This window comes from Streptomyces sp. NPDC058653 (assembly GCF_042716895.1).
GTDB lineage: Bacteria > Actinomycetota > Actinomycetes > Streptomycetales > Streptomycetaceae > Streptomyces.
Genome location: NZ_JBHXRM010000024.1, coordinates 87,336 through 105,564 on the forward strand (window position 1 = coordinate 87,336; position 18,229 = coordinate 105,564).

12 protein-coding genes are annotated in these 18,229 nt (G+C 71.3%); 7 read left to right on the top strand and 5 right to left on the bottom strand.

Annotated features, from left to right (window positions below; genetic code table 11):
- The 3 genes from ACFWU9_RS21240 to rpsA form a co-directional block, all read right to left on the bottom strand.
- A partial coding sequence (locus ACFWU9_RS21240; RefSeq protein WP_384320588.1) for a dephospho-CoA kinase occupies positions 1 to 268 on the bottom strand: 268 nt, incomplete at its 3' end.
- Between the two features lie 86 nt (positions 269 to 354).
- A complete protein-coding gene (locus ACFWU9_RS21245; RefSeq protein WP_384320590.1) occupies positions 355 to 1,293 on the bottom strand; it encodes a PAC2 family protein in 939 nt (312 codons plus the stop codon).
- Between the two features lie 283 nt (positions 1,294 to 1,576).
- Positions 1,577 to 3,100 (bottom strand): 30S ribosomal protein S1, encoded by a 1,524-nt coding sequence (gene rpsA / locus ACFWU9_RS21250; RefSeq protein ID WP_189108602.1) that lies wholly within the window; start codon positions 3,098 to 3,100, stop codon positions 1,577 to 1,579.
- A 386-nt stretch (positions 3,101 to 3,486) separates the two neighbouring features.
- On the opposite strand from rpsA, the gene ACFWU9_RS21255 reads away from it, so the two are divergent.
- Positions 3,487 to 4,326 (top strand): class I SAM-dependent methyltransferase, encoded by an 840-nt coding sequence (locus ACFWU9_RS21255; RefSeq protein ID WP_384320592.1) that lies wholly within the window; start codon positions 3,487 to 3,489, stop codon positions 4,324 to 4,326.
- Positions 4,327 to 4,330: 4 nt separating this feature from the next.
- Positions 4,331 to 6,883, top strand: a complete 2,553-nt coding sequence (gene hrpB / locus ACFWU9_RS21260; RefSeq protein WP_384320594.1) for an ATP-dependent helicase HrpB — start codon at positions 4,331 to 4,333, stop codon at positions 6,881 to 6,883.
- 135 nt (positions 6,884 to 7,018) lie between these two features.
- On the opposite strand, the gene ACFWU9_RS21265 is transcribed toward hrpB, so the two are convergent.
- The gene (locus tag ACFWU9_RS21265; RefSeq protein WP_384320596.1) at positions 7,019 to 8,707 is read right to left on the bottom strand and encodes a lytic transglycosylase domain-containing protein; all 1,689 of its coding nucleotides are present in this window, start codon (positions 8,705 to 8,707) and stop codon (positions 7,019 to 7,021) included.
- A 231-nt stretch (positions 8,708 to 8,938) separates the two neighbouring features.
- On the opposite strand from ACFWU9_RS21265, the gene ACFWU9_RS21270 reads away from it, so the two are divergent.
- Positions 8,939 to 9,802 carry a DUF4184 family protein gene (locus ACFWU9_RS21270; RefSeq protein ID WP_384320598.1) on the top strand — a complete coding sequence of 288 codons (864 nt, stop codon included), beginning with the start codon at positions 8,939 to 8,941 and terminating at the stop codon, positions 9,800 to 9,802.
- Between the two features lie 39 nt (positions 9,803 to 9,841).
- Here the strand turns inward: ACFWU9_RS21270 and polA are convergent, their stop codons facing one another.
- A complete protein-coding gene (gene polA / locus ACFWU9_RS21275) occupies positions 9,842 to 12,553 on the bottom strand; it encodes a DNA polymerase I (protein ID WP_384320601.1) in 2,712 nt (903 codons plus the stop codon).
- A gap of 148 nt (positions 12,554 to 12,701) precedes the next feature.
- Between polA and ACFWU9_RS21280 the strand changes: the two genes are divergently transcribed.
- The 4 genes from ACFWU9_RS21280 to ACFWU9_RS21295 all read left to right on the top strand — a co-directional run bounded on the left by ACFWU9_RS21280 (position 12,702) and on the right by ACFWU9_RS21295 (position 18,081).
- Positions 12,702 to 15,017 (top strand): FdhF/YdeP family oxidoreductase, encoded by a 2,316-nt coding sequence (locus ACFWU9_RS21280; protein ID WP_384320603.1) that lies wholly within the window; start codon positions 12,702 to 12,704, stop codon positions 15,015 to 15,017.
- A 190-nt stretch (positions 15,018 to 15,207) separates the two neighbouring features.
- Positions 15,208 to 15,705, top strand: a complete 498-nt coding sequence (locus ACFWU9_RS21285; RefSeq protein ID WP_384320605.1) for a PaaI family thioesterase — start codon at positions 15,208 to 15,210, stop codon at positions 15,703 to 15,705.
- Positions 15,706 to 15,976: 271 nt separating this feature from the next.
- Positions 15,977 to 16,573 (top strand): Tat pathway signal sequence domain protein, encoded by a 597-nt coding sequence (locus tag ACFWU9_RS21290; RefSeq protein ID WP_384320607.1) that lies wholly within the window; start codon positions 15,977 to 15,979, stop codon positions 16,571 to 16,573.
- A gap of 269 nt (positions 16,574 to 16,842) precedes the next feature.
- The gene (locus ACFWU9_RS21295; RefSeq protein ID WP_384320609.1) at positions 16,843 to 18,081 is read left to right on the top strand and encodes a branched-chain amino acid ABC transporter substrate-binding protein; all 1,239 of its coding nucleotides are present in this window, start codon (positions 16,843 to 16,845) and stop codon (positions 18,079 to 18,081) included.
- The last annotated feature ends 148 nt before the right edge of the window (positions 18,082 to 18,229 follow it).

Here is an 18,229-nt window from a genome sequence, read left to right on the forward strand (position 1 = left end):
GGCACGGGGACTGGCCCGGAAGCTGGCCGATCAGCTCAACGAGTAGGGGCGTCCGCGGGGCCCGGAAACACGTCCCGGGGGGGCGCCCGCCCCGCGCGGCGGCCCGCCGGCCCGGCCCGGCGGGGGCGCCCCCCGGGGGCCCCGGGCGCCCCCCGACCTCTCTGGCGATCTTGTCCGCGTCCACCAGCACCGCGCCGTACGAGACGAGCAGTCGGGACACTTCACTCTTTCCGGCACCGATTCCGCCGGTCAGGCCCACTTTCAGCATGTCTCGCAGCCTAGAGCGTGCGCCGGGCGTTTTACGAGCCCGCGCACCCCGGGACACCCCGACGCCGCCGGACTCGCTCCCACGACTCAGGAATCGCCCTCGCGCTCGGCGAGGAACTTCTCGAATTCGAGCCCGATCTCGTCCGCCGACGGAAGCTCCACCGGCTCGGCGACCAGATTGCCCCTGCTCTCGGCACCGGACACCGCGTCGTACTGATGCTCAAGGCCCTGCACCATCGTCACCAGCTCCTCGTCCCCCTCGCTCAGCTGGCGCTCGATCTCGGTCTGCGTGCGCTGCGCCTCCGTACGGAGGGCGTGCGCGACGTCCGGCAGGACGAGCCCCGTCGCCGCCGTGATGGCCTCCAGCGCGGTCAGCGCCGCGTCCGGGTACGAGGACCGCGCCACATAGTGCGGGACGTGCGCGGCCACGCCGAGTACGTCGTGCCCCGTCTCCATCAGCCGGAACTCGACCAGCGCCTCCGCGCTGCCGGGCACCTGGGCCTCGTCGAAGGGGCTGCGATGGCCGGGCATGAGGTCGGTGCGGTTGCCGTGCGGGGTAATGCCGACCGGGCGCGTGTGCGGGACGCCCATCGGGATGCCGTGGAAGTTCACGGCCAGCCGTACGCCGAGGCGCTCGACGACCTGCGCGACGGCCGCCGCGAAGCGCTCCCACTCCACGTCCGGCTCGGGGCCGGAGAGCAGCAGGAACGGGGCGCCGGTGGCGTCCTGGACGAGCCGCACCTCCAGTGTCGGCGTCTCGTAGCTCGACCAGCGGTCGCGCCGGAACGTCAGCAGCGGGCGGCGGGCACGGTAGTCGACCAGTCTGTCGTGGTCGAAGCGCGCCACCACCTGGTGAGGGAGCGACTCCAGCAGGTTCTCGACGATCTGGTCGCCGGTCTCACCCGCGTCGATGTAGCCCTCGAAGTGGTAGAGCATGACAAGGCCCGCGGACTCCTGCGCGAGCGCCATGTCGACGACTGCCAGGCCCTTGGGCTCCCACTCGTACAAATCCTGCGGATCAAGCACGATTACCGGTCCTCCTCGTGTTCCTCAGGAAGAACGCGCCTCCGGGCGTGAGCATTCCCCGGCCGCGCACGCCGCATCCGGCCGGCGGCGGACGGACCGGTACCCGTCGGTACGGGCGCCGTGGGTCCCGGCGCCGGTGGTGCGGGAAGCAACAGGCGGACAGCGTACGGCACTTGGCCGCCGTTGATCATCACGACCCCGCGGTGCGGGCATACGTGAGGCCCGCTCCCCGGGGGGAGCGGGCCTCACGTCGAGCTGTCTACCGGATCAGGAGGTCAGAGCGTCAGCTCTGGCCGCCCGCCAGCTTCTCCCGCAGGGCGGCCAGGGCCTCGTCCGACGCGAGGGCGCCGGAGTTGTCCTGGGACTCCGAGGAGTACGAACCGCCGCCGCCACCGCCACCGTTGCCACCGGAGGCCGCGGGAGCCGCGCCGGCCGGGGCGGCAGCGCCCTCGGCAGCGGCGGCCTCGTCGGCCTCGCGGGACTTGATGACCTGCGCCTGGTGCTGCTCGAAGCGGGTCTGCGCCTCGGCGTACTGGGTCTCCCACACCTCGCGCTGAGCCTCGAAGCCCTCGAGCCAGTCGTTGGTCTCGGGGTCGAAGCCCTCGGGGTAGATGTAGTTGCCCTGGTCGTCGTACGAGGCGGCCATGCCGTACAGCGTCGGGTCGAACTCGACCGAGGCCGGGTCACCACCGAACGCCTCGTTCGCCTGCTTCAGCGAGAGGCTGATACGACGGCGCTCCAGGTCGATGTCGATGACCTTGACGAAGATCTCGTCGTTGACCTGGACGACCTGCTCCGGGATCTCCACGTGGCGCTCGGCCAGCTCGGAGATGTGGACCAGACCTTCGATGCCCTCGTCGACGCGGACGAACGCGCCGAAGGGAACGAGCTTGGTGACCTTGCCGGGAACGACCTGGCCGATCTGGTGCGTCCGGGCGAACTGCTGCCACGGGTCTTCCTGCGTCGCCTTGAGCGACAGGGAGACACGCTCGCGGTCCATGTCCACGTCGAGAACCTCGACGGTGACCTCCTGGCCGACCTCGACAACCTCGGAGGGGTGGTCGATGTGCTTCCAGGAGAGCTCGGAGACGTGCACGAGACCGTCGACACCGCCGAGGTCCACGAACGCACCGAAGTTGACGATCGAGGAGACGACGCCGGAGCGGACCTGGCCCTTCTGCAGGGTCGTGAGGAAGGTCTGGCGAACCTCGCTCTGCGTCTGCTCCAGCCAGGCACGGCGGGACAGGACCACGTTGTTGCGGTTCTTGTCCAGCTCGATGATCTTGGCTTCGAGCTCCTTGCCCACGTAGGGCTGGAGGTCGCGGACGCGGCGCATCTCGACGAGAGAGGCCGGCAGGAAGCCACGGAGGCCGATGTCGAGGATGAGTCCACCCTTGACGACCTCGATGACGGTGCCGGTGACGATGCCGTCCTCTTCCTTGATCTTCTCGATCGTGCCCCAGGCGCGCTCGTACTGCGCGCGCTTCTTGGACAGGATGAGCCGACCTTCCTTGTCCTCCTTCTGGAGAACAAGGGCCTCGATCTCATCGCCCACGGCGACGACCTCGTTGGGGTCGACGTCGTGCTTGATCGAGAGCTCGCGGGAGGGGATGACGCCTTCGGTCTTGTAACCGATGTCGAGCAGGACCTCGTCCCGGTCGACCTTCACGATGACGCCGTCGACGATGTCGCCGTCGTTGAAGTACTTGATCGTCTCGTCGATCGCGGCGAGGAATGCTTCCTCGTTACCGATGTCGTTGACCGCAACCTGCGGGGTGGTGGCGGTGGTCTCGGTGCTGCTCGTCATGTGGGTAAAGGCTCCGGTACGGACATTGAGTCGTAGGTACTGCCACGCCGAGAGCCCGTATCGCCATCTGCCGGAAGCCGGACAGCCTGGGAAGCGCCGTTCCCGAGAAGGAAGGCGCCTCGAACAGCCGAGGGGACCCACAACAGATGCGAGCGCGGCCTGCTACGTCTGAGGCGCGCAAGCCCGCAGCGCAACCTTTAGCATACGGGGGCAGCCGGACACGGTCAATGCGCGAAGGCGCACACCCGGGGCGGAACGCCCCATACCCGGCACAACAAGCGTTTCCTGAGGCCACGACGGCCGCACCGTGACTCAACCCGCCACCGGCCGACTACAGGGCGGCACGGGTTCGTACGGCCTTTCCGCACACTACGACGACGGACACGATGAGCCAAGACCAGGCAGAGCATCAGCACACAGAGCGTCAGACGGAGTGGGAGCCGGAGGCCACCCGGCGTGACAGCGACGGCACCGAGAGCAGCCGCGCCAACCGGGGGTGGTGGAACCGGAACGCGGACGACTACCAGATCGAGCACGGCACCTTCCTCGGCGACGACCGCTTCGTCTGGGGGCCCGAGGGTCTGGACGAGGTCGAGGCGGAGCTCCTCGGCCCGCCCGAGTCGCTCAAGGGCCTCGACGTCCTGGAGATCGGGGCGGGCGCGGCGCAGTGCTCGCGCTGGCTGGCCGGGCAGGGGGCGCGCCCGGTGGCGCTCGACCTCTCCCACCGCCAGCTCCAGCACGCGCTGCGCATAGGCGACGACGTACCTCTTGTGGAGGCCGACGCCGGGGCGCTGCCCTTCCTGGACGGCTCGTTCGACCTGGCGTGCTCCGCCTACGGCGCCATCCCCTTCGTCGCCGATCCGGTGCGGGTGTTCCGCGAGGTACGGCGGGTGCTGCGCCCCGGCGGGCGCTGGGTCTTCTCGGTCACGCATCCGATCCGCTGGGCGTTCCCCGACGAGCCGGGCCCCGAGGGCCTGTCGGTCTCGGCGTCGTACTTCGACCGCACCCCCTATGTCGAGCAGGACGAGGAGGGGCGCGCGATGTACGTGGAGCACCACCGGACGGTGGGTGACCGGGTACGGGACGTGGTGGCGGGCGGTTTCCGGCTCGTCGACCTGGTGGAGCCGGAGTGGCCCGCCTGGAACACCCAGGAGTGGGGTGGCTGGTCGCCGCTGCGCGGGAATCTGATCCCGGGGTCGGCGATCTTCGTCTGCGTACGGGACTGAGGGCGTGGTCCGCGAAGACGTCCTCGGCGCTCTGCCCGTCCGTACCGCCCTGCCAGCGCTGGAGGCGGCCCTCGACGGGGCCGGCTGCGCCGTGCTGTGCGCGCCGCCCGGCACCGGCAAGACGACGCTGGTGCCGCTGGTGCTGGCCGGCCTCGTCCCCCGGTCCGACGGCGCCGCACAGGGGCCCCGGCGGCGGGTGGTCGTCGCGGAGCCGCGCCGGATCGCCGCACGTGCGGCGGCGCGGCGGATGGCCTGGCTGCTGGGCGAACGGGTCGGCGGGAGTGTCGGCTTCACGGTCCGCGGGGAGCGCGTGGTGGGGCGCGGGACGGTGGTGGAGGTGGTGACCACCGGCGTCCTGCTCCAGCGGCTCCAGCGCGACCAGGAACTCGGCGGCGTCGACGTGGTGATCATCGACGAGTGCCACGAACGGCATCTGGACGCCGACACGGTGGCGGCCTTCCTGCTGGACGTACGGGCCACCCTCCGTCCCGAGCTGCGGCTGGTGGCCGCGTCCGCGACGACCGACGCCGAGGGATGGGCGCGGCTGCTGGGCGACGCGCCCGTGGTGGAGGCGCACGGCGTGACACATCCTTTGGAGGTCGTGTGGGCGCCGCCGACGCGTCCGGTGCGTCCGCCGCACGGGACGCGGGTCGATCCGGCGCTGCTGACGCACGTGGCGTCGGTGGTACGCGGGGCACTGGCCGAGCGCGCGGGCGATGTGCTGGTGTTCCTGCCGGGCGTCGGTGAGATCGGCCGGGTGGCGGGGCAGTTGGGGGACCGGGACGCGCTGGGCGCCGAGGTCCTCCAGGTGCACGGCCGGGCTCCGGCGGAGGTGCAGGACGCCGTGCTCGCGGGGTCGGGGGACCGCGTCCGCCGCGTCGTACTGGCGACCTCGGTGGCCGAGTCGAGTCTGACGGTGCCGGGCGTGCGGGTGGTCGTCGACTCCGGGCTGGCGCGTGAGCCGCGTACGGACCACGCGCGCGGGCTGAGCGCGCTCACCACCGTGCGCGCCTCGCAGGCGACGGCACGCCAGCGCGCCGGACGGGCCGGGCGTGAGGCGCCGGGCACGGTGTACCGGTGCTGGGAGGAGGCCGAGGACGCGCGGCTCGCCAGGTTCCCGGCGCCCGAGATCAAGGTCGCCGATCTGGCGGCGTTCGCGTTGCAGGCCGCGTGCTGGGGCGACCCGGACGCCTCGGGCCTCGCCCTGCTCGACGCGCCGCCGGCGGGGGCGCTGGCCGCCGCGCGGGCGGTGCTGGCGGCGATCGGGGCGGTGGACGCCGAGGGCCGGGTGACCGAACGGGGGGTCCGGATGTCCCTGCTGGGTCTCCACCCGCGGCTGGCCCGCGCCCTCCTGGACGGCGCCGAGGTGGTCGGGGTGCGCCGGGCCGCCGAGGTGGTGGCGCTGCTGAGCGAGGAACCCCCGAGGGCGTACGGGGACGACCTGGCGGCGGCGTGGCGCACGGCGCGACGGGGCGGCGACGGGTACGCGGCGCGCTGGCGCCAGGAGGCGCGGAGGCTGGCGTCGGCCGGGGGCAAGGGCGGTGGCGGGGACGGCGGCCGGAGGGACGGCGAGGCCGGCGGGCTGCCGGACGACGCCGTCGTCGGGGTCGTCGCCGCGTACGCCTTCCCCGAGCGCGTGGCGCGCGCCCGTGGCGGCGGCGCGTTCCTCATGGCGTCGGGGACAGGCGCCGAACTCGCCGACGGCTCCGGGCTGCGCAGTGCGCCGTGGCTGGCCGTCGCCGTCGCGGACCGGCCGTCGACGGCGGCCTCCGCCCGGGTGCGGCTGGCCGCCGTCGTCGACGAGGACACCGCGCGGACCGCCGCCGCGCATCTGCTCGTCTCGGGCGAGGAGGTGCGCTGGGAGGACGGCGACGTCGTCGCCCGACAGGTGCGACGGCTCGGCGCGATCGAACTCTCCGCGCGGCCGCTGCGCGCACCCGAACCGGCCCTGGTGCGGGCCGCGCTGCTGGACGGGCTGCGGCGTGAGGGCCCCGGCACCCTGCTGCACTGGACGCGTGACACGCGGGCGCTGCGCGAGCGACTGGGCTTTCTGCACCGGGCGTTGGGCGCCCCCTGGCCGGACGTGTCGGACCCGGCGCTGCTGGACCGCGCGGACGACTGGCTGGAGCCGGAGCTGTCGAGGGCCCGGCGCCGCGCGGATCTGGCGCGGATCGAGGCGGGCCAGGCGCTGAGGCGGCTGCTGCCGTGGTCGTCGGGGCAGGCGGGGCGGCTGGACGAGCTGGCGCCCGAGCGCCTCCAGGTGCCGAGCGGATCGCGCGTACGCCTCGACTACGGCGCGGAGCAGCCCGTACTGGCCGTGAAACTCCAGGAGTTGTTCGGTCTGACGGAGACCCCGAAGGTCGCTGGCGTGCCCGTGCTGGTCCATCTGCTCTCCCCCGCCGGGCGCCCTGCGGCCGTCACGGCGGACCTCGCGTCCTTCTGGCGGGAGGGCTACCGCGCGGTGCGCGCGGAGCTGCGCGGGCGCTATCCGCGCCATCCGTGGCCCGAGGACCCCACCCGGGCGGTCGCGACACGGCGCCTGAAGGACCGGCGGTAGCCGGCGGACCGCAGCACCCCGAACACGCCGACGCCGCCTCTCCGTCCAGGAAGGAGAGGCGGCGTGCGCTCATCTTCGTGCGATCACCGGCGTGCGCTCGTGGGCGCGCGGTCGTCGCCACGCGCCCGGCGTGCGCTACGCGGGGGCGGCGACCTTCAGTTCGATCGTCACCTTCGCGCCGCCCGCCGTCTCGATCTGCAGCAGGAACGTGCCCGTCGCGTCGTCCGCGTAGATCTTCGGAAGCAGGAGCAGGCCCTCCTCGTTGGTCTTCAGCCCCGTCAGCGCCCGGAGCGGCTGGCCGTCCGCGCCATTGAAGTAGGGGCCCTTGCCGGCGGGCGAGGCGTCGTCGGCCGATGTGATCAGGGTGGCCTTGACCGCCACACCCGGCGCCGCCTGGCCCTGGTTGGTGGCCCTGACCTCGACCGCGTCGGCGAACTCGGCGCCCGGTGCCGCGCTGAGCTCCTTGTCGCTCGTCCTGACGACCGCGTCCGCCTGGCGCTCGGTGACCGTCGCCGTGAAGTCGACGGCCGGGACCGTACGGCCCACGGCACTGACCCGCACCGTGAAGTCGCCCGTGGTCTCGCCCGCCTGGAGCGTGGGCGCCGTGGCGATGCCGTCGCCGCCGCTGGTGACGGTGGCCTGCTTGCCGCCGCCCGAGAACGCGGCGTCGGTGTCCCCGACGATCTCGAACCGCAGGGCCACCTTGCCGACGGCCTTGCCCTTGGCGTCCTCGCCGCGCACGGTGACGCGCTCCGTGAACGTCGCGCCCGCCGTGGCGGACAGCCGGCCGGTGCCCGCGTCCTCCAGCCGCTGGACGGTGGGCGCGGGGGTCGCGGGCGGTGTCGTCGTCGGCGGCTTGGGGGGCTTCGGCGGCTTCGACGGGGAGTTGCCGGGCTTCGAGGGCCCCTGGGACGCGCCGGGGCTGGGCTTCTTGCCGGGGCTCGACGGGCTCGTGCTCGGGCTCGGGGAGCTGCCGGAACCGCCCGGGTTCAGCGGGCCGGGACCCGTCGGCAGCACGCCCGTACCGTCCGGGACCTCGTGCGTTCCGCGCTTGTAGTAGTCCAGCCAGGACAGGACCGTGGCGAGGTATTCGTTCGAGCGGTTGTAACTGAGGATCGCCTGGTCGAGATTGGCCTGAACCGACAGGTCGCGGTTGTTGGCGCAGAGGTAGCGGCCGGCGGCCAGCGCCGCGTCGAAGATGTTGTTCGGGTCCTCGCGGCCGTCGGCGTTGGCGTCCTGGCCCCAGGTGGCCCAGGTGGACGGGATGAACTGCATCGGGCCGACGGCGCGGTCGTGGGTCTTGTCGCCGTCGAACTCACCGTCGTCGGTGTCCGAGATGTTGGCGAAGCCGACACCGTTGAGCACCGGGCCGAGGATCGGTGTGAGCGTGGTGCCCGCGTCGTCGACCCGGCCGCCGCGCGCCTGGCCCGACTCGACCTTGCCGATCGCGGCGAGCAGCTGCCACGGCAGCTTGCAGCCGGGGTTGGTGATCGCGATGCTCTGTTCTGCCTGCTTGTACGCGGCCAGAACAGAGGCGGGTATGCCCGCCTCCGACCCGCCGACCAGGCCCGGCAGATCGATCGAAGTGCCGGGCTTGTTCGGGGTGTTCAGCGGCGGGAGGTCCGTGTGGTACGAGGAGTCGCCGGAGGCCGACTCCCCCTCCCCGTCCGGCACGCTCGATCCGGACGCCTGCTTTCCGCCCCCGTCACCGCCACCGTGGACGATCGCCGGGGCCTGCGAGGCGGAAAGCGCGGCGACCGCGAGTGCGGCGACCGCGGTGGTGGTCGCCCCTCTGCGGAGCCGGCGGCCGAAGTGCGCTGCCATACGTCTGGTCCCTCCCGGTGAACAGCTGTTCGCGCTCCCAGCGCGAGGACTCAGGCGACCCTACGGCAACTCCCTGTGTACGCACACGGGTCGCTGACCCCTTTTCACCGTTTCGCCATCTGCCGGTCTCCCCCAGGGCCCGAACAGCCGTCCTTCATACTGATCGCGTGCCAGGTGGGCGTGTTCCCTGCCTGATCGGACAACGACACGCCTCAGGGAGACCGACCCGCCGTGCCATTCACCTTGAGCCATGCCGCGGCGGTGCTGCCGGGCATCAGAAGAGACGGCACCTCGCGCGGGCCGCTGCTCGCCTCCGCGCTCGTCGCCGGCTCGATGGCCCCCGACATGACGTACTTCGCGGCGACCGCCGTGCCCGAGGCCATGGAGTTCGGCGAGGTGACGCACGGCCCGTTGGGCGTGTTCACCGTCGACGTCCTCATCGCCGGGGCCCTGGTGGGCCTCTGGCTGATGCTGCGTGAGCCGGTGCTCGCGCTGCTGCCCACCTCCTGGCAGGGGCGCGCGTACGCCTTCGTCCGAGGACCCGACCGGCGCGGCGAACCTCGGTCGTCGCTCGCGGCCCGGTTCTACCTCTCGGCGGTGCTCGGCGCGGCCACCCATGTGGTCTGGGACGCGTTCACGCACATCGACCGCTGGGGCACCCGTACGGTGCCCGCGCTGGACAACGTCGTCGCCGGCTTCCCGCTGTACACCTACACCCAGTACGGCACGTCGGCCCTGGCGCTGGTGGCGCTCTGCTGGTTCACCGTCTCCGCGCTGCGCCGTCTGCCCCGGTCCCCCGCGCCGGCCTCCGTGCCCGTACTGCCCCGGCGCGTGCGCGCGCTCGCGCACGCGCTGCTCGCGGTGTGCGTGCTGGCCGCCATGGCGCACCGGTTCATCCGTTGGTACGACTACCACGGTCAGGTGTCGACGCCGTTGGACGTCGTTCCGACGCTCTGCTTCGGCGCCGGGGCGGGGCTGGCGGCGGGACTCGTGCTGTACGGCGCGGCCATGCGGCTGCGCGCGGCCCGTACGAAGCCGTCGGCGCCGTCCGACGCGAACGACCCGACGGCCAAGGACCGTTCCCGTACGCGCTGAGGCCCCGGCGATGGCCGCGGACCGGCCGCCGGCCCGCCGTCAGTGCGCGGCCGAGTCCCAGTCCGGGCCCACACCCACGGAGACGTCCAGCGGGGCCCGCAGCTCGGTCGCCGCGGCCATCTCGCGGATCACCAGCTCCTCGACCCGCTCCCGTTCACCGGGGGCGATCTCCAGCACGATTTCGTCGTGGACCTGGAGGAGCATGCGCGAGGCAAGCCCGGCCTCGGTCAGCGCCGAGTCGACGCGGAGCATCGCGACCTTCACGATGTCGGCGGCCGTGCCCTGGATCGGGGCGTTGAGCGCCATCCGCTCCGCCATCTCACGGCGCTGGCGGTTGTCGCTGTTGAGGTCCGGGAGATAGCGGCGGCGGCCGAGCATCGTCTCCGTGTAGCCGGTGGCCCTGGCCTCTTCGACCGCCCGCTGGAGATAGTCCCGTACACCGCCGAAGCGCTCGAAGAACGTGTCCATCAGACCGCGTGCCTCGGCCGCCTCGATGTTCAGCTGCTGGGAGAGGCCGAACGCGGAGAGGCCGTACGCCAGTCCGTACGACATCGCCTTGATCTTCCGGCGCATGTCGGGGGTGACGGCCGCCCGCTCCACACCGAACACCTGGGAGGCGACGGTGGTGTGCAGGTCCTCGCCGGAGGTGAACGCCTCGATCAGACCGGCGTCCTCGGACAGATGCGCCATGACCCGCAGCTCGATCTGGCTGTAGTCGGCGGTCATCAGCGACTCGTAGCCCTCGCCGACGACGAACCCGCGCCGGATCGCCCTGCCCTCGTCGGTGCGCACCGGCACGTTCTGCAGATTGGGGTCCGTGGAGGAGAGCCGGCCGGTCGCGGCCACCGTCTGGCTGAAGGTGGTGTGGATACGGCCGTCGGCCGCGATCATCTTGACCAGGCCCTCGACGGTGACCCGGAGCCTGGCCTGCTCACGGTGGCGCAGCATCAGGACGGGCAGCTCGTGCTCGGTCTGCGCGGCGAGCCAGGCCAGCGCGTCCGCGTCCGTCGTGTAACCGGTCTTGGTCTTCTTCGTCTTGGGCAGGGCCAGCTCGCCGAAGAGGACCTCCTGGAGCTGCTTGGGCGAGCCGAGGTTGAACTCGTGGCCGACCGAGGCGTGCGCCTCCTTGACCGCCTGCTGGACGGCCGCGTCGAACTGCTGCTCCAGGGCGACCAGATGGGGCTGGTCGGCCCAGATGCCGTTGCGCTCCAGCTTGGCGAGGAGCGCCGAGGTGGGCAGCTCGATCTCCTGGAGCAGCCGGGTCGCCCCGACCTCCTCCAGCCGCCCGGTGAACGCCTCGCCGAGGTCGAGCACGGCCCGCGCCTGGGTCATCAGGGCGTCCGCCTCGGCCTGGTCGTCGCTGCCGAAGGCGAGCTGGCCGTCGCCGGGGGCGGCCGGGGCGAGTTCACGTCCGAGGTACTCGACGGCGAGGGTGTCGAGGGCGAACGAACGGCGGCCGGGCTTGACCAGATAGGCGGCGAGCGCGGTGTCCATCGTGACCCCGCCGATCCGCCAGCCGTGCTCGGGGGCGACCCGCATGGCGCTCTTCGCGTTGTGCAGCACCTTGGGGCGGTCCGCCGCCCCGAGCCAGGAGCCGAAGGCCTTCTCGTCGGCCTCGTCGAGCTGGGTGGTGTCGAACCAGGCGGCGGCGCCGTCGGCGGCGGCCAGCGCGACCTCGCCGATGCTGCCGGTGCCGAGCGCCCAGGTGTCGACGAGGGCGACACCGAGGGGCTGGTCGCCGTGCTCGGCGAGCCAGGGCGCCAGCTCGCCGGAGGCCAGGACCTTGCCGTCGAGCTCGATGCCCGCCTCGGGGGCCGGTCCCTCGTCCTCGACGGCGCCGGGGTCCACACCGAGGAGCCGCTCGCGCAGGCTCGGGTTGCGGATCTCCAGGACGTCGAGCACACCCGTGACGGCCGACCGGTCGTACGGGGCGCGCTCCAGGTCCCCCGGGGTCTTCGTCAGCTCGACGGTGCGCACCAGCTCGGTGAGATGGCGGTTGAGCTTGACCGAGGGCAGGTGCTCGCGGAGATTCTGGCCGACCTTGCCCTTGACCTCCTCGGCGCGCTCCACGAGTTCGGCGAAGGAACCGAACTGGTTGATCCACTTCGCGGCCGTCTTCTCGCCGACACCGGGGATACCGGGGAGATTGTCCGACGGGTCGCCGCGCAGGGCGGCGAAGTCCGGATACTGCGCGGGCGTGAGCCCGTACTTCTCCTGGACCTTCTCCGGGGTGAAGCGGGTCAGCTCGGAGACGCCCTTGGTGGGATACAGCACCGTCGTGTGCTCGCTGATGAGCTGGAAGGAGTCCCGGTCGCCGGTGACGATGAGCACCTCGAAGCCGGCCTCCTCGGCCTGGGTGGCGAGGGTGGCGATGACGTCGTCCGCCTCGAAGCCCTCGATCGCGAACCGGTGCGCGTTCATCGCGTCCAGCAGCTCGCCGATCAGCTCGACCTGGCCCTTGAACTCGTCGGGCGTCTTGGAGCGGTTCGCCTTGTACTCGGGGAACTCCTCCGAGCGCCACGTCTTGCGCGAGACGTCGAACGCCACCGCGAAGTGCGTGGGCGCCTCGTCACGCAGGGTGTTGGCCAGCATCGAGGCGAAGCCGTAGAAGGCGTTCGTCGGCTGCCCGGAGCTGGTGGTGAAATTCTCCGCGGGCAGCGCGAAGAACGCCCGGTACGCCAGGGAGTGCCCGTCCATGAGGAGCAGGCGAGGACGGTTGTCTGCGATCTTCTTCGATGCTGTCTCAGCCACGTACCCGATCCTGCCACGCCCCACTGACAATCCTCACCCGCGTACCGCACCGCGGGAGGCCGTCCGGCGCCGCGTGACAGGATCGGGGGGAGTTGTCGTGGGACAGGATCGCGGGAGAAGTCCCGTCGTACGAGTTAGGGAGAGCGTGATGGCTCGCAAGCCGCCCTCAGGTGACCCGGTCCAGGACGCGCCGCAGGTCGACGGTCCGCGGCACAGTGCCGCCGGGCTGCCCGCCGTGGCGCACTCGCTGCGGGTGGCCCAGCAGCAGATGGGCGTGGCGCGCGCGGCGCGCACGCTGCTCAAGGTCAACCAGAAGGACGGCTTCGACTGTCCCGGCTGCGCCTGGCCGGAGGGCGAGAAGCGGCACACGGCGGAGTTCTGCGAGAACGGTGTGAAGGCGGTCGCCGAGGAGGCGACGCTGCGCCGGGTGACGCCGGACTTCTTCGCCGCGCACCCGGTCGCCGACCTGGCGAGGCGCAGCGGCTACTGGCTGGGCCAGCAGGGCCGTATCACCCGGCCGATGCTCCTGGAGCGCGGCACGGGCGGGGACGGCGGCGACGCGGCGGGCGGCGGTGACCGGTACGAACCGGTGAGCTGGGAGCGCGCGTTCGCGATCATCGCCGAGGAGCTGACGGCGCTGGACTCCCCCGACGAGGCGCTGTTCTACACCTCCGGCCGCACGAGCAACGAGGCGGCCTTCCTGCTCCAGCTCTTCGCCCGCGAGTTCGGCACGAACAATCTCCCCGACTGCTCCAACATGTGTCACGAGTCGTCCGGTTCGGCGCTCTCCGAGACCCTGGGCGTGGGCAAGGGCAGTGTCTCCCTCGACGACATGCACCAGGCCGATCTGATCATCGTGGCCGGGCAGAACCCGGGGACGAACCACCCCCGCATGCTCTCCGCCCTGGAGAAGGCCAAGTCGGCGGGCGCGAGGATAATCTCGGTGAATCCGCTGCCCGAGGCGGGTACGGAGCGGTTCAAGAACCCGCAGACCCCGGGGGGCATGGTCAGGGGCGCTGCCCTCAACGATCTCTTCCTCCAGATCCGTATCGGCGGCGACCAGGCCCTCTTCCGGCTGCTGAACAAGCTGATCCTCGACGCGGCCGAGACGGATCCCGCCGCCGTCGACCAGGAGTTCGTCGCCGGGCACACCCACGGCTTCGAGGAGTTCGCCGCCACCGCGCGGGCCGCCGACTGGGACGAGACCCTCACCGCGACGGGGCTCGACCGCGCCGACATCGAGCGCGCGCTCTCCATGGTGCTGGCGTCGAAGCGGACCATAGTCTGCTGGGCGATGGGCCTGACCCAGCACAAGCACTCGGTCGCGACCATCCGCGAGGTCGTCAACTTCCTCCTGCTGCGCGGCAACGTGGGCCGGCCCGGCGCGGGGGTGTGCCCCGTACGCGGACACTCCAACGTCCAGGGCGACCGCACCATGGGCATCTTCGAGCGGCCCGCGCCGGCCTTCCTCGACGCCCTGGACCGGGAGTTCGGGATCACCTCGCCGCGCCACCACGGCTACGACGTCGTCCGGGCCATCCGCGCGCTGCGCGACGGCGACGCGAAGGTCTTCTTCGCCATGGGCGGCAACTTCGTCTCCGCGTCGCCGGACACCGAGGTGACCGAGGCGGCGATGCGCAACGCGCGGCTGACGGTGCACGTGTCGACCAAGCTCAACCGCTCGCACGCGGTGACCGGCGCGCGCGCCCTGATCCTGCCGACCCTCGGCCGCACCGACAAGGACGTGCAGGCGGGCGGCAGGCAGATCGTGACCGTGGAGGACTCCATGGGCATGGTGCACGCCTCACGCGGCAACCTCGCCCCCGCGAGCCCGCACCTGCTCTCCGAGCCTGCGATCGTCGCGCGCATGGCGCGGGCGGTCCTCGGTCCCGCGTCGCTGACTCCCTGGGAGGAGTTCGAGAAGGACTACGGGTCGATCCGCGACCGTATCTCGCGGGTCGTCCCCGGCTTCGAGGACTTCAACGAACGCGTCGCCAGGCCCGGCGGTTTCCAGCTCCCGCACGCCCCGCGCGACGAACGGCGCTTCCCTACCGGGACCGGCAAGGCCAACTTCACGGCGGCGCCCGTGGAGTACCCGGCGCTGCCGGAGGGCCGGCTGCTGCTCCAGACACTGCGCTCGCACGACCAGTACAACACCACGATCTACGGCCTCGACGACCGCTACCGGGGCATCAAGGGCGGCCGTCGCGTCGTCCTGGTGAATCCGGACGACGCGGAGCAACTGGGCCTGGCCGACGGCTCGTACACGGATCTGGTCAGCGAGTGGAAGGACGGTGTCGAGCGGCGCGCCCGCGGCTTCCGGGTGGTGCACTACCCCACGGCGCGCGGCTGCGCCGCCGCCTACTACCCGGAGACGAACGTGCTGGTGCCGCTGGACTCCACGGCCGACATCAGCAACACCCCGGCGAGCAAGTCGGTCGTGGTCCGCTTCGAGCACCGCTGACGGAACATCCAGGTCCGGTTCCGGGGGCCGGTCCGCCCGGGCACCGCCCTGTCCGAGCGTGCGCTCACCCATCTGATATGACGGTGCGTACCAGCCCGCGCGGAGCCGCTCGCGGAATCCCGCGCGGAGGAACGCGCCGAAACATGCACTGAACACGTATCGCACCACGCAGCCGATCGGAGCCGGATCCATGGGTGAGCAGTCCCGAGCGAACGACGAGTCCGCGGCGACGTTCCCGCAGGAGATCATCGACGAGTACAGCGACACCGACCTGCTGTCCCTCTTCTCCGCCGGGGACCTCGGCACCCGGATGGGCCTGAAGGTCGTCGAGGCGTCCGCCGAACGCGTCGTCGCCACCATGCCCGTGGAGGGCAACACCCAGCCGTACGGGCTGCTGCACGGCGGCGCCTCCGCCGTACTCGCCGAGACCCTCGGCTCCATCGGCGCGATGCTGCACGGCGGACGCGGCAGGATCGCCGTGGGCGTGGACCTCAACTGCACCCATCACCGGGGGGCGCGCGCCGGAGTGGTGACCGGCGTCGCCACCCCGCTCCACCGGGGCAGGTCCACCGCGACGTACGAGATCGTCATCACCGACGAACAGGAGAAGCGGGTCTGCACCGCCCGGTTGACCTGTCTTCTCCAAAAAGGCGACGGCACCGGATTCATGGCACGGAAAGGCGCCTGAAGGGCGAACCTCAAGGAATGCTCAAGCGGACGGGAAAAGACACCGAACGGGCTTCTCGGCGCCTCCGGTGACCAACAGGTGAGACGCGCGGCCGCCACCGGACGGCCGTGAAACACGGCGGAAACGAAGGTCCGCCGGGACGCCCGCGGCGCTCCGCCCGCCGCCGGACCCCGGCACGGGAGAGCCAGGTGGGACCCTCCATGGTGACATTGTGTGACACCCTGCGCCGCGATCCCGGGCCCTCGCGCCCGCCGCGCACCGGCGCCCGCGCATGAGCGCGATCGGCCCCGTCGAACCGGGCGAGTCCACCTACCACCGCCCCGACGACCCGTTCACCGGGGCGCCGCCGGCCCGTCCGCACCTCACGCTGCCCCCGCGGCACCGCCGCAAGGCCGCGTTCGGCGCCGCCGCGCTGCTCACGGCGGGCGGCTGCCTGTACGTCCTCACGGCCCCGTCGCCGCCCCCGGAACCACCACCGCCCTGGCCGTCGCAGGTGGTCGGCTTCGCCTACCGGGGCGCCGCGCCAAAGGGCGAGCACGCCGGCGCGTTCACCTTCGGCGTCAGCGTCACGACCGAGCCCGGCCGCCGCGTCACGGTCGACGCCATCACCCAGCCGTCCGCCGCGCTCGCCGTCTCGACCGAACCGCCGGCGCCGTTCACCGTGCCCGCCGGAGGCTCCCGCGAGGTGCTCGTGACCGTCTATGTGCTCGACTGCGCGGAAGTACCCCGGAATGCCGGACTCCCTTTCCTGGATGTCACGTTACGTAATGAACGAGCCATCCAGAAACAGAGCCGGATCCTTGGTGGCGGATACCCGGAAGACCTCGGAACAGCCATCGAAACGACATGCCGCCGTACCGTTCCGTAATCGACCGATTACCGGTGCGGTCCTGCTGGTTCTCACTATGTGGACTTCCCAACAGGCTCAAATCACACGCCTTTCCCTTCCCGCACGGGCTTCATCGCGCTTCCGTCATAACAAGAGCGTCACATCCTTGGCCGCACCTCTGCACCACCCCCACCAGCGCGCTTAGAGTCACGGCCAGTCACCGCGCCACCGGATTCCCTTCAGTTCGGTTCCAGCGCTCGACCCGGCTTCCCAATCAGGGACAGCCGTGCCAGGGGAAAGGACTGATCGTGCGTCACCGTTCCTTGTTCATAGTCACCACTGCGGTCACTGTAGGAGCCCTCACGCTTTCTGCTTGCGGCTCCCGCGACGACAGCAGCGAGGGCGGCGGCGGCGGAAAGAAGACCGTCGTCATCGGCCTCGACGCGCCGCTGACCGGAGACCTCTCCGCGCTCGGCCAGGGCATCAAGAACTCCGCCGACCTCGCCGTCAAGACGGCAAACAAGAACAACGAGGTCGAAGGCATCACCTTCGAGCTGGAGTCCCTGGACGACGTCGCCCAGGCCGCGACCGGCCAGCAGAACGCCACCAAGCTCGTCGGCAACCAGGACGTCATGGGCGTGGTCGGCCCCCTGAACTCCGACGTCGGCCAGGCCATGCAGAAGGTCTTCGCCAACGACAACCTGGTCCAGGTCTCGCCCGCCAACACCAACCCCGAGATGACTCAGGGCAAGGACTGGCAGAGCGGCAAGAAGGTCCGGGGCTTCGACACCTACTTCCGCACGGCCACCACGGACGCCATCCAGGGCCCGTACGCCGCGCAGTTCATGTTCAACGAGAAGAAGCTCAAGAAGGTCTATGTCATCGATGACAAGAAGACCTACGGAGCCGGTCTCGCCGCCACCTTCTCCGCCGAGTTCACCAAGCTCGGTGGCAAGGTCGTAGGCACCGACCACATCAACCCGGACGACAAGGACTTCTCGGCCGTCGCGAGCAAGGTCGCCGCGAAGGACGCCGATTTCGTCTACTACGGCGGCGAGTACCCGGCCGGCGCCCCGCTGGCCAGCCAGATCAAGAACGCCGGCGCCAAGATCCCCACCGTCGGCGGTGACGCTCTCTTCAGCGCCGAGTACATCAAGCTGGGCAAGAAGAACTCCGAAGGCGACTTCGCCAGCTCCGTGGGCGCGCCCCTGGAGACCCTGGAGACCGCCAAGACCTTCATCAAGGACTACGCGGCCGGCGGCTACGACGGCGCCTTCGAGGCGTACGGCGGCTACGCCTACGACTCCACCTGGGCGATCATCCAGGCCGTGAAGGCCGTCGTCGAGAAGAACGACGGCGAGCTGCCCGGCGACGTCAAGGACGCGCGCAAGCAGATCACCGAGGCCATGCAGGACGTCAAGTTCGACGGCGTCACCGGCAGCGTCGGATTCGACGAGTTCGGCGACACCGTGAACAAGCAGCTCTCCCTCTACGAGGTGAAGGGCGGCAAGCACGTCCCCGTCAAGACGGGCGTGTTCGAGGGCTGACCGGGCTGACCAGCCCTCCCTCCTGTAGGACCTACCACCGCGCGGGGGCGCCCCCGCGCCCCCCCGCCGCCGGAAAATAACCCCCACAATAGGCGGCCCCCCCGGGAAAGAAAAACCCCCGCCAAATGCCCACCGCCTGCAACAAGGG

Bases quoted from the DNA above. Each gene is read 5' to 3' on its own strand.
- rpsA (WP_189108602.1), bottom strand. From the start codon at position 3,100: ATGACGAGCAGCACCGAGACCACCGCCACCACCCCGCAGGTTGCGGTC.
- ACFWU9_RS21255 (WP_384320592.1), top strand. From the start codon at position 3,487: ATGAGCCAAGACCAGGCAGAGCATCAGCACACAGAGCGTCAGACGGAG.
- ACFWU9_RS21265 (WP_384320596.1), bottom strand. From the start codon at position 8,707: ATGGCAGCGCACTTCGGCCGCCGGCTCCGCAGAGGGGCGACCACCACC.
- ACFWU9_RS21280 (WP_384320603.1), top strand. From the start codon at position 12,702: ATGGCTCGCAAGCCGCCCTCAGGTGACCCGGTCCAGGACGCGCCGCAG.
- ACFWU9_RS21285 (WP_384320605.1), top strand. From the start codon at position 15,208: ATGGGTGAGCAGTCCCGAGCGAACGACGAGTCCGCGGCGACGTTCCCG.
- ACFWU9_RS21290 (WP_384320607.1), top strand. From the start codon at position 15,977: ATGAGCGCGATCGGCCCCGTCGAACCGGGCGAGTCCACCTACCACCGC.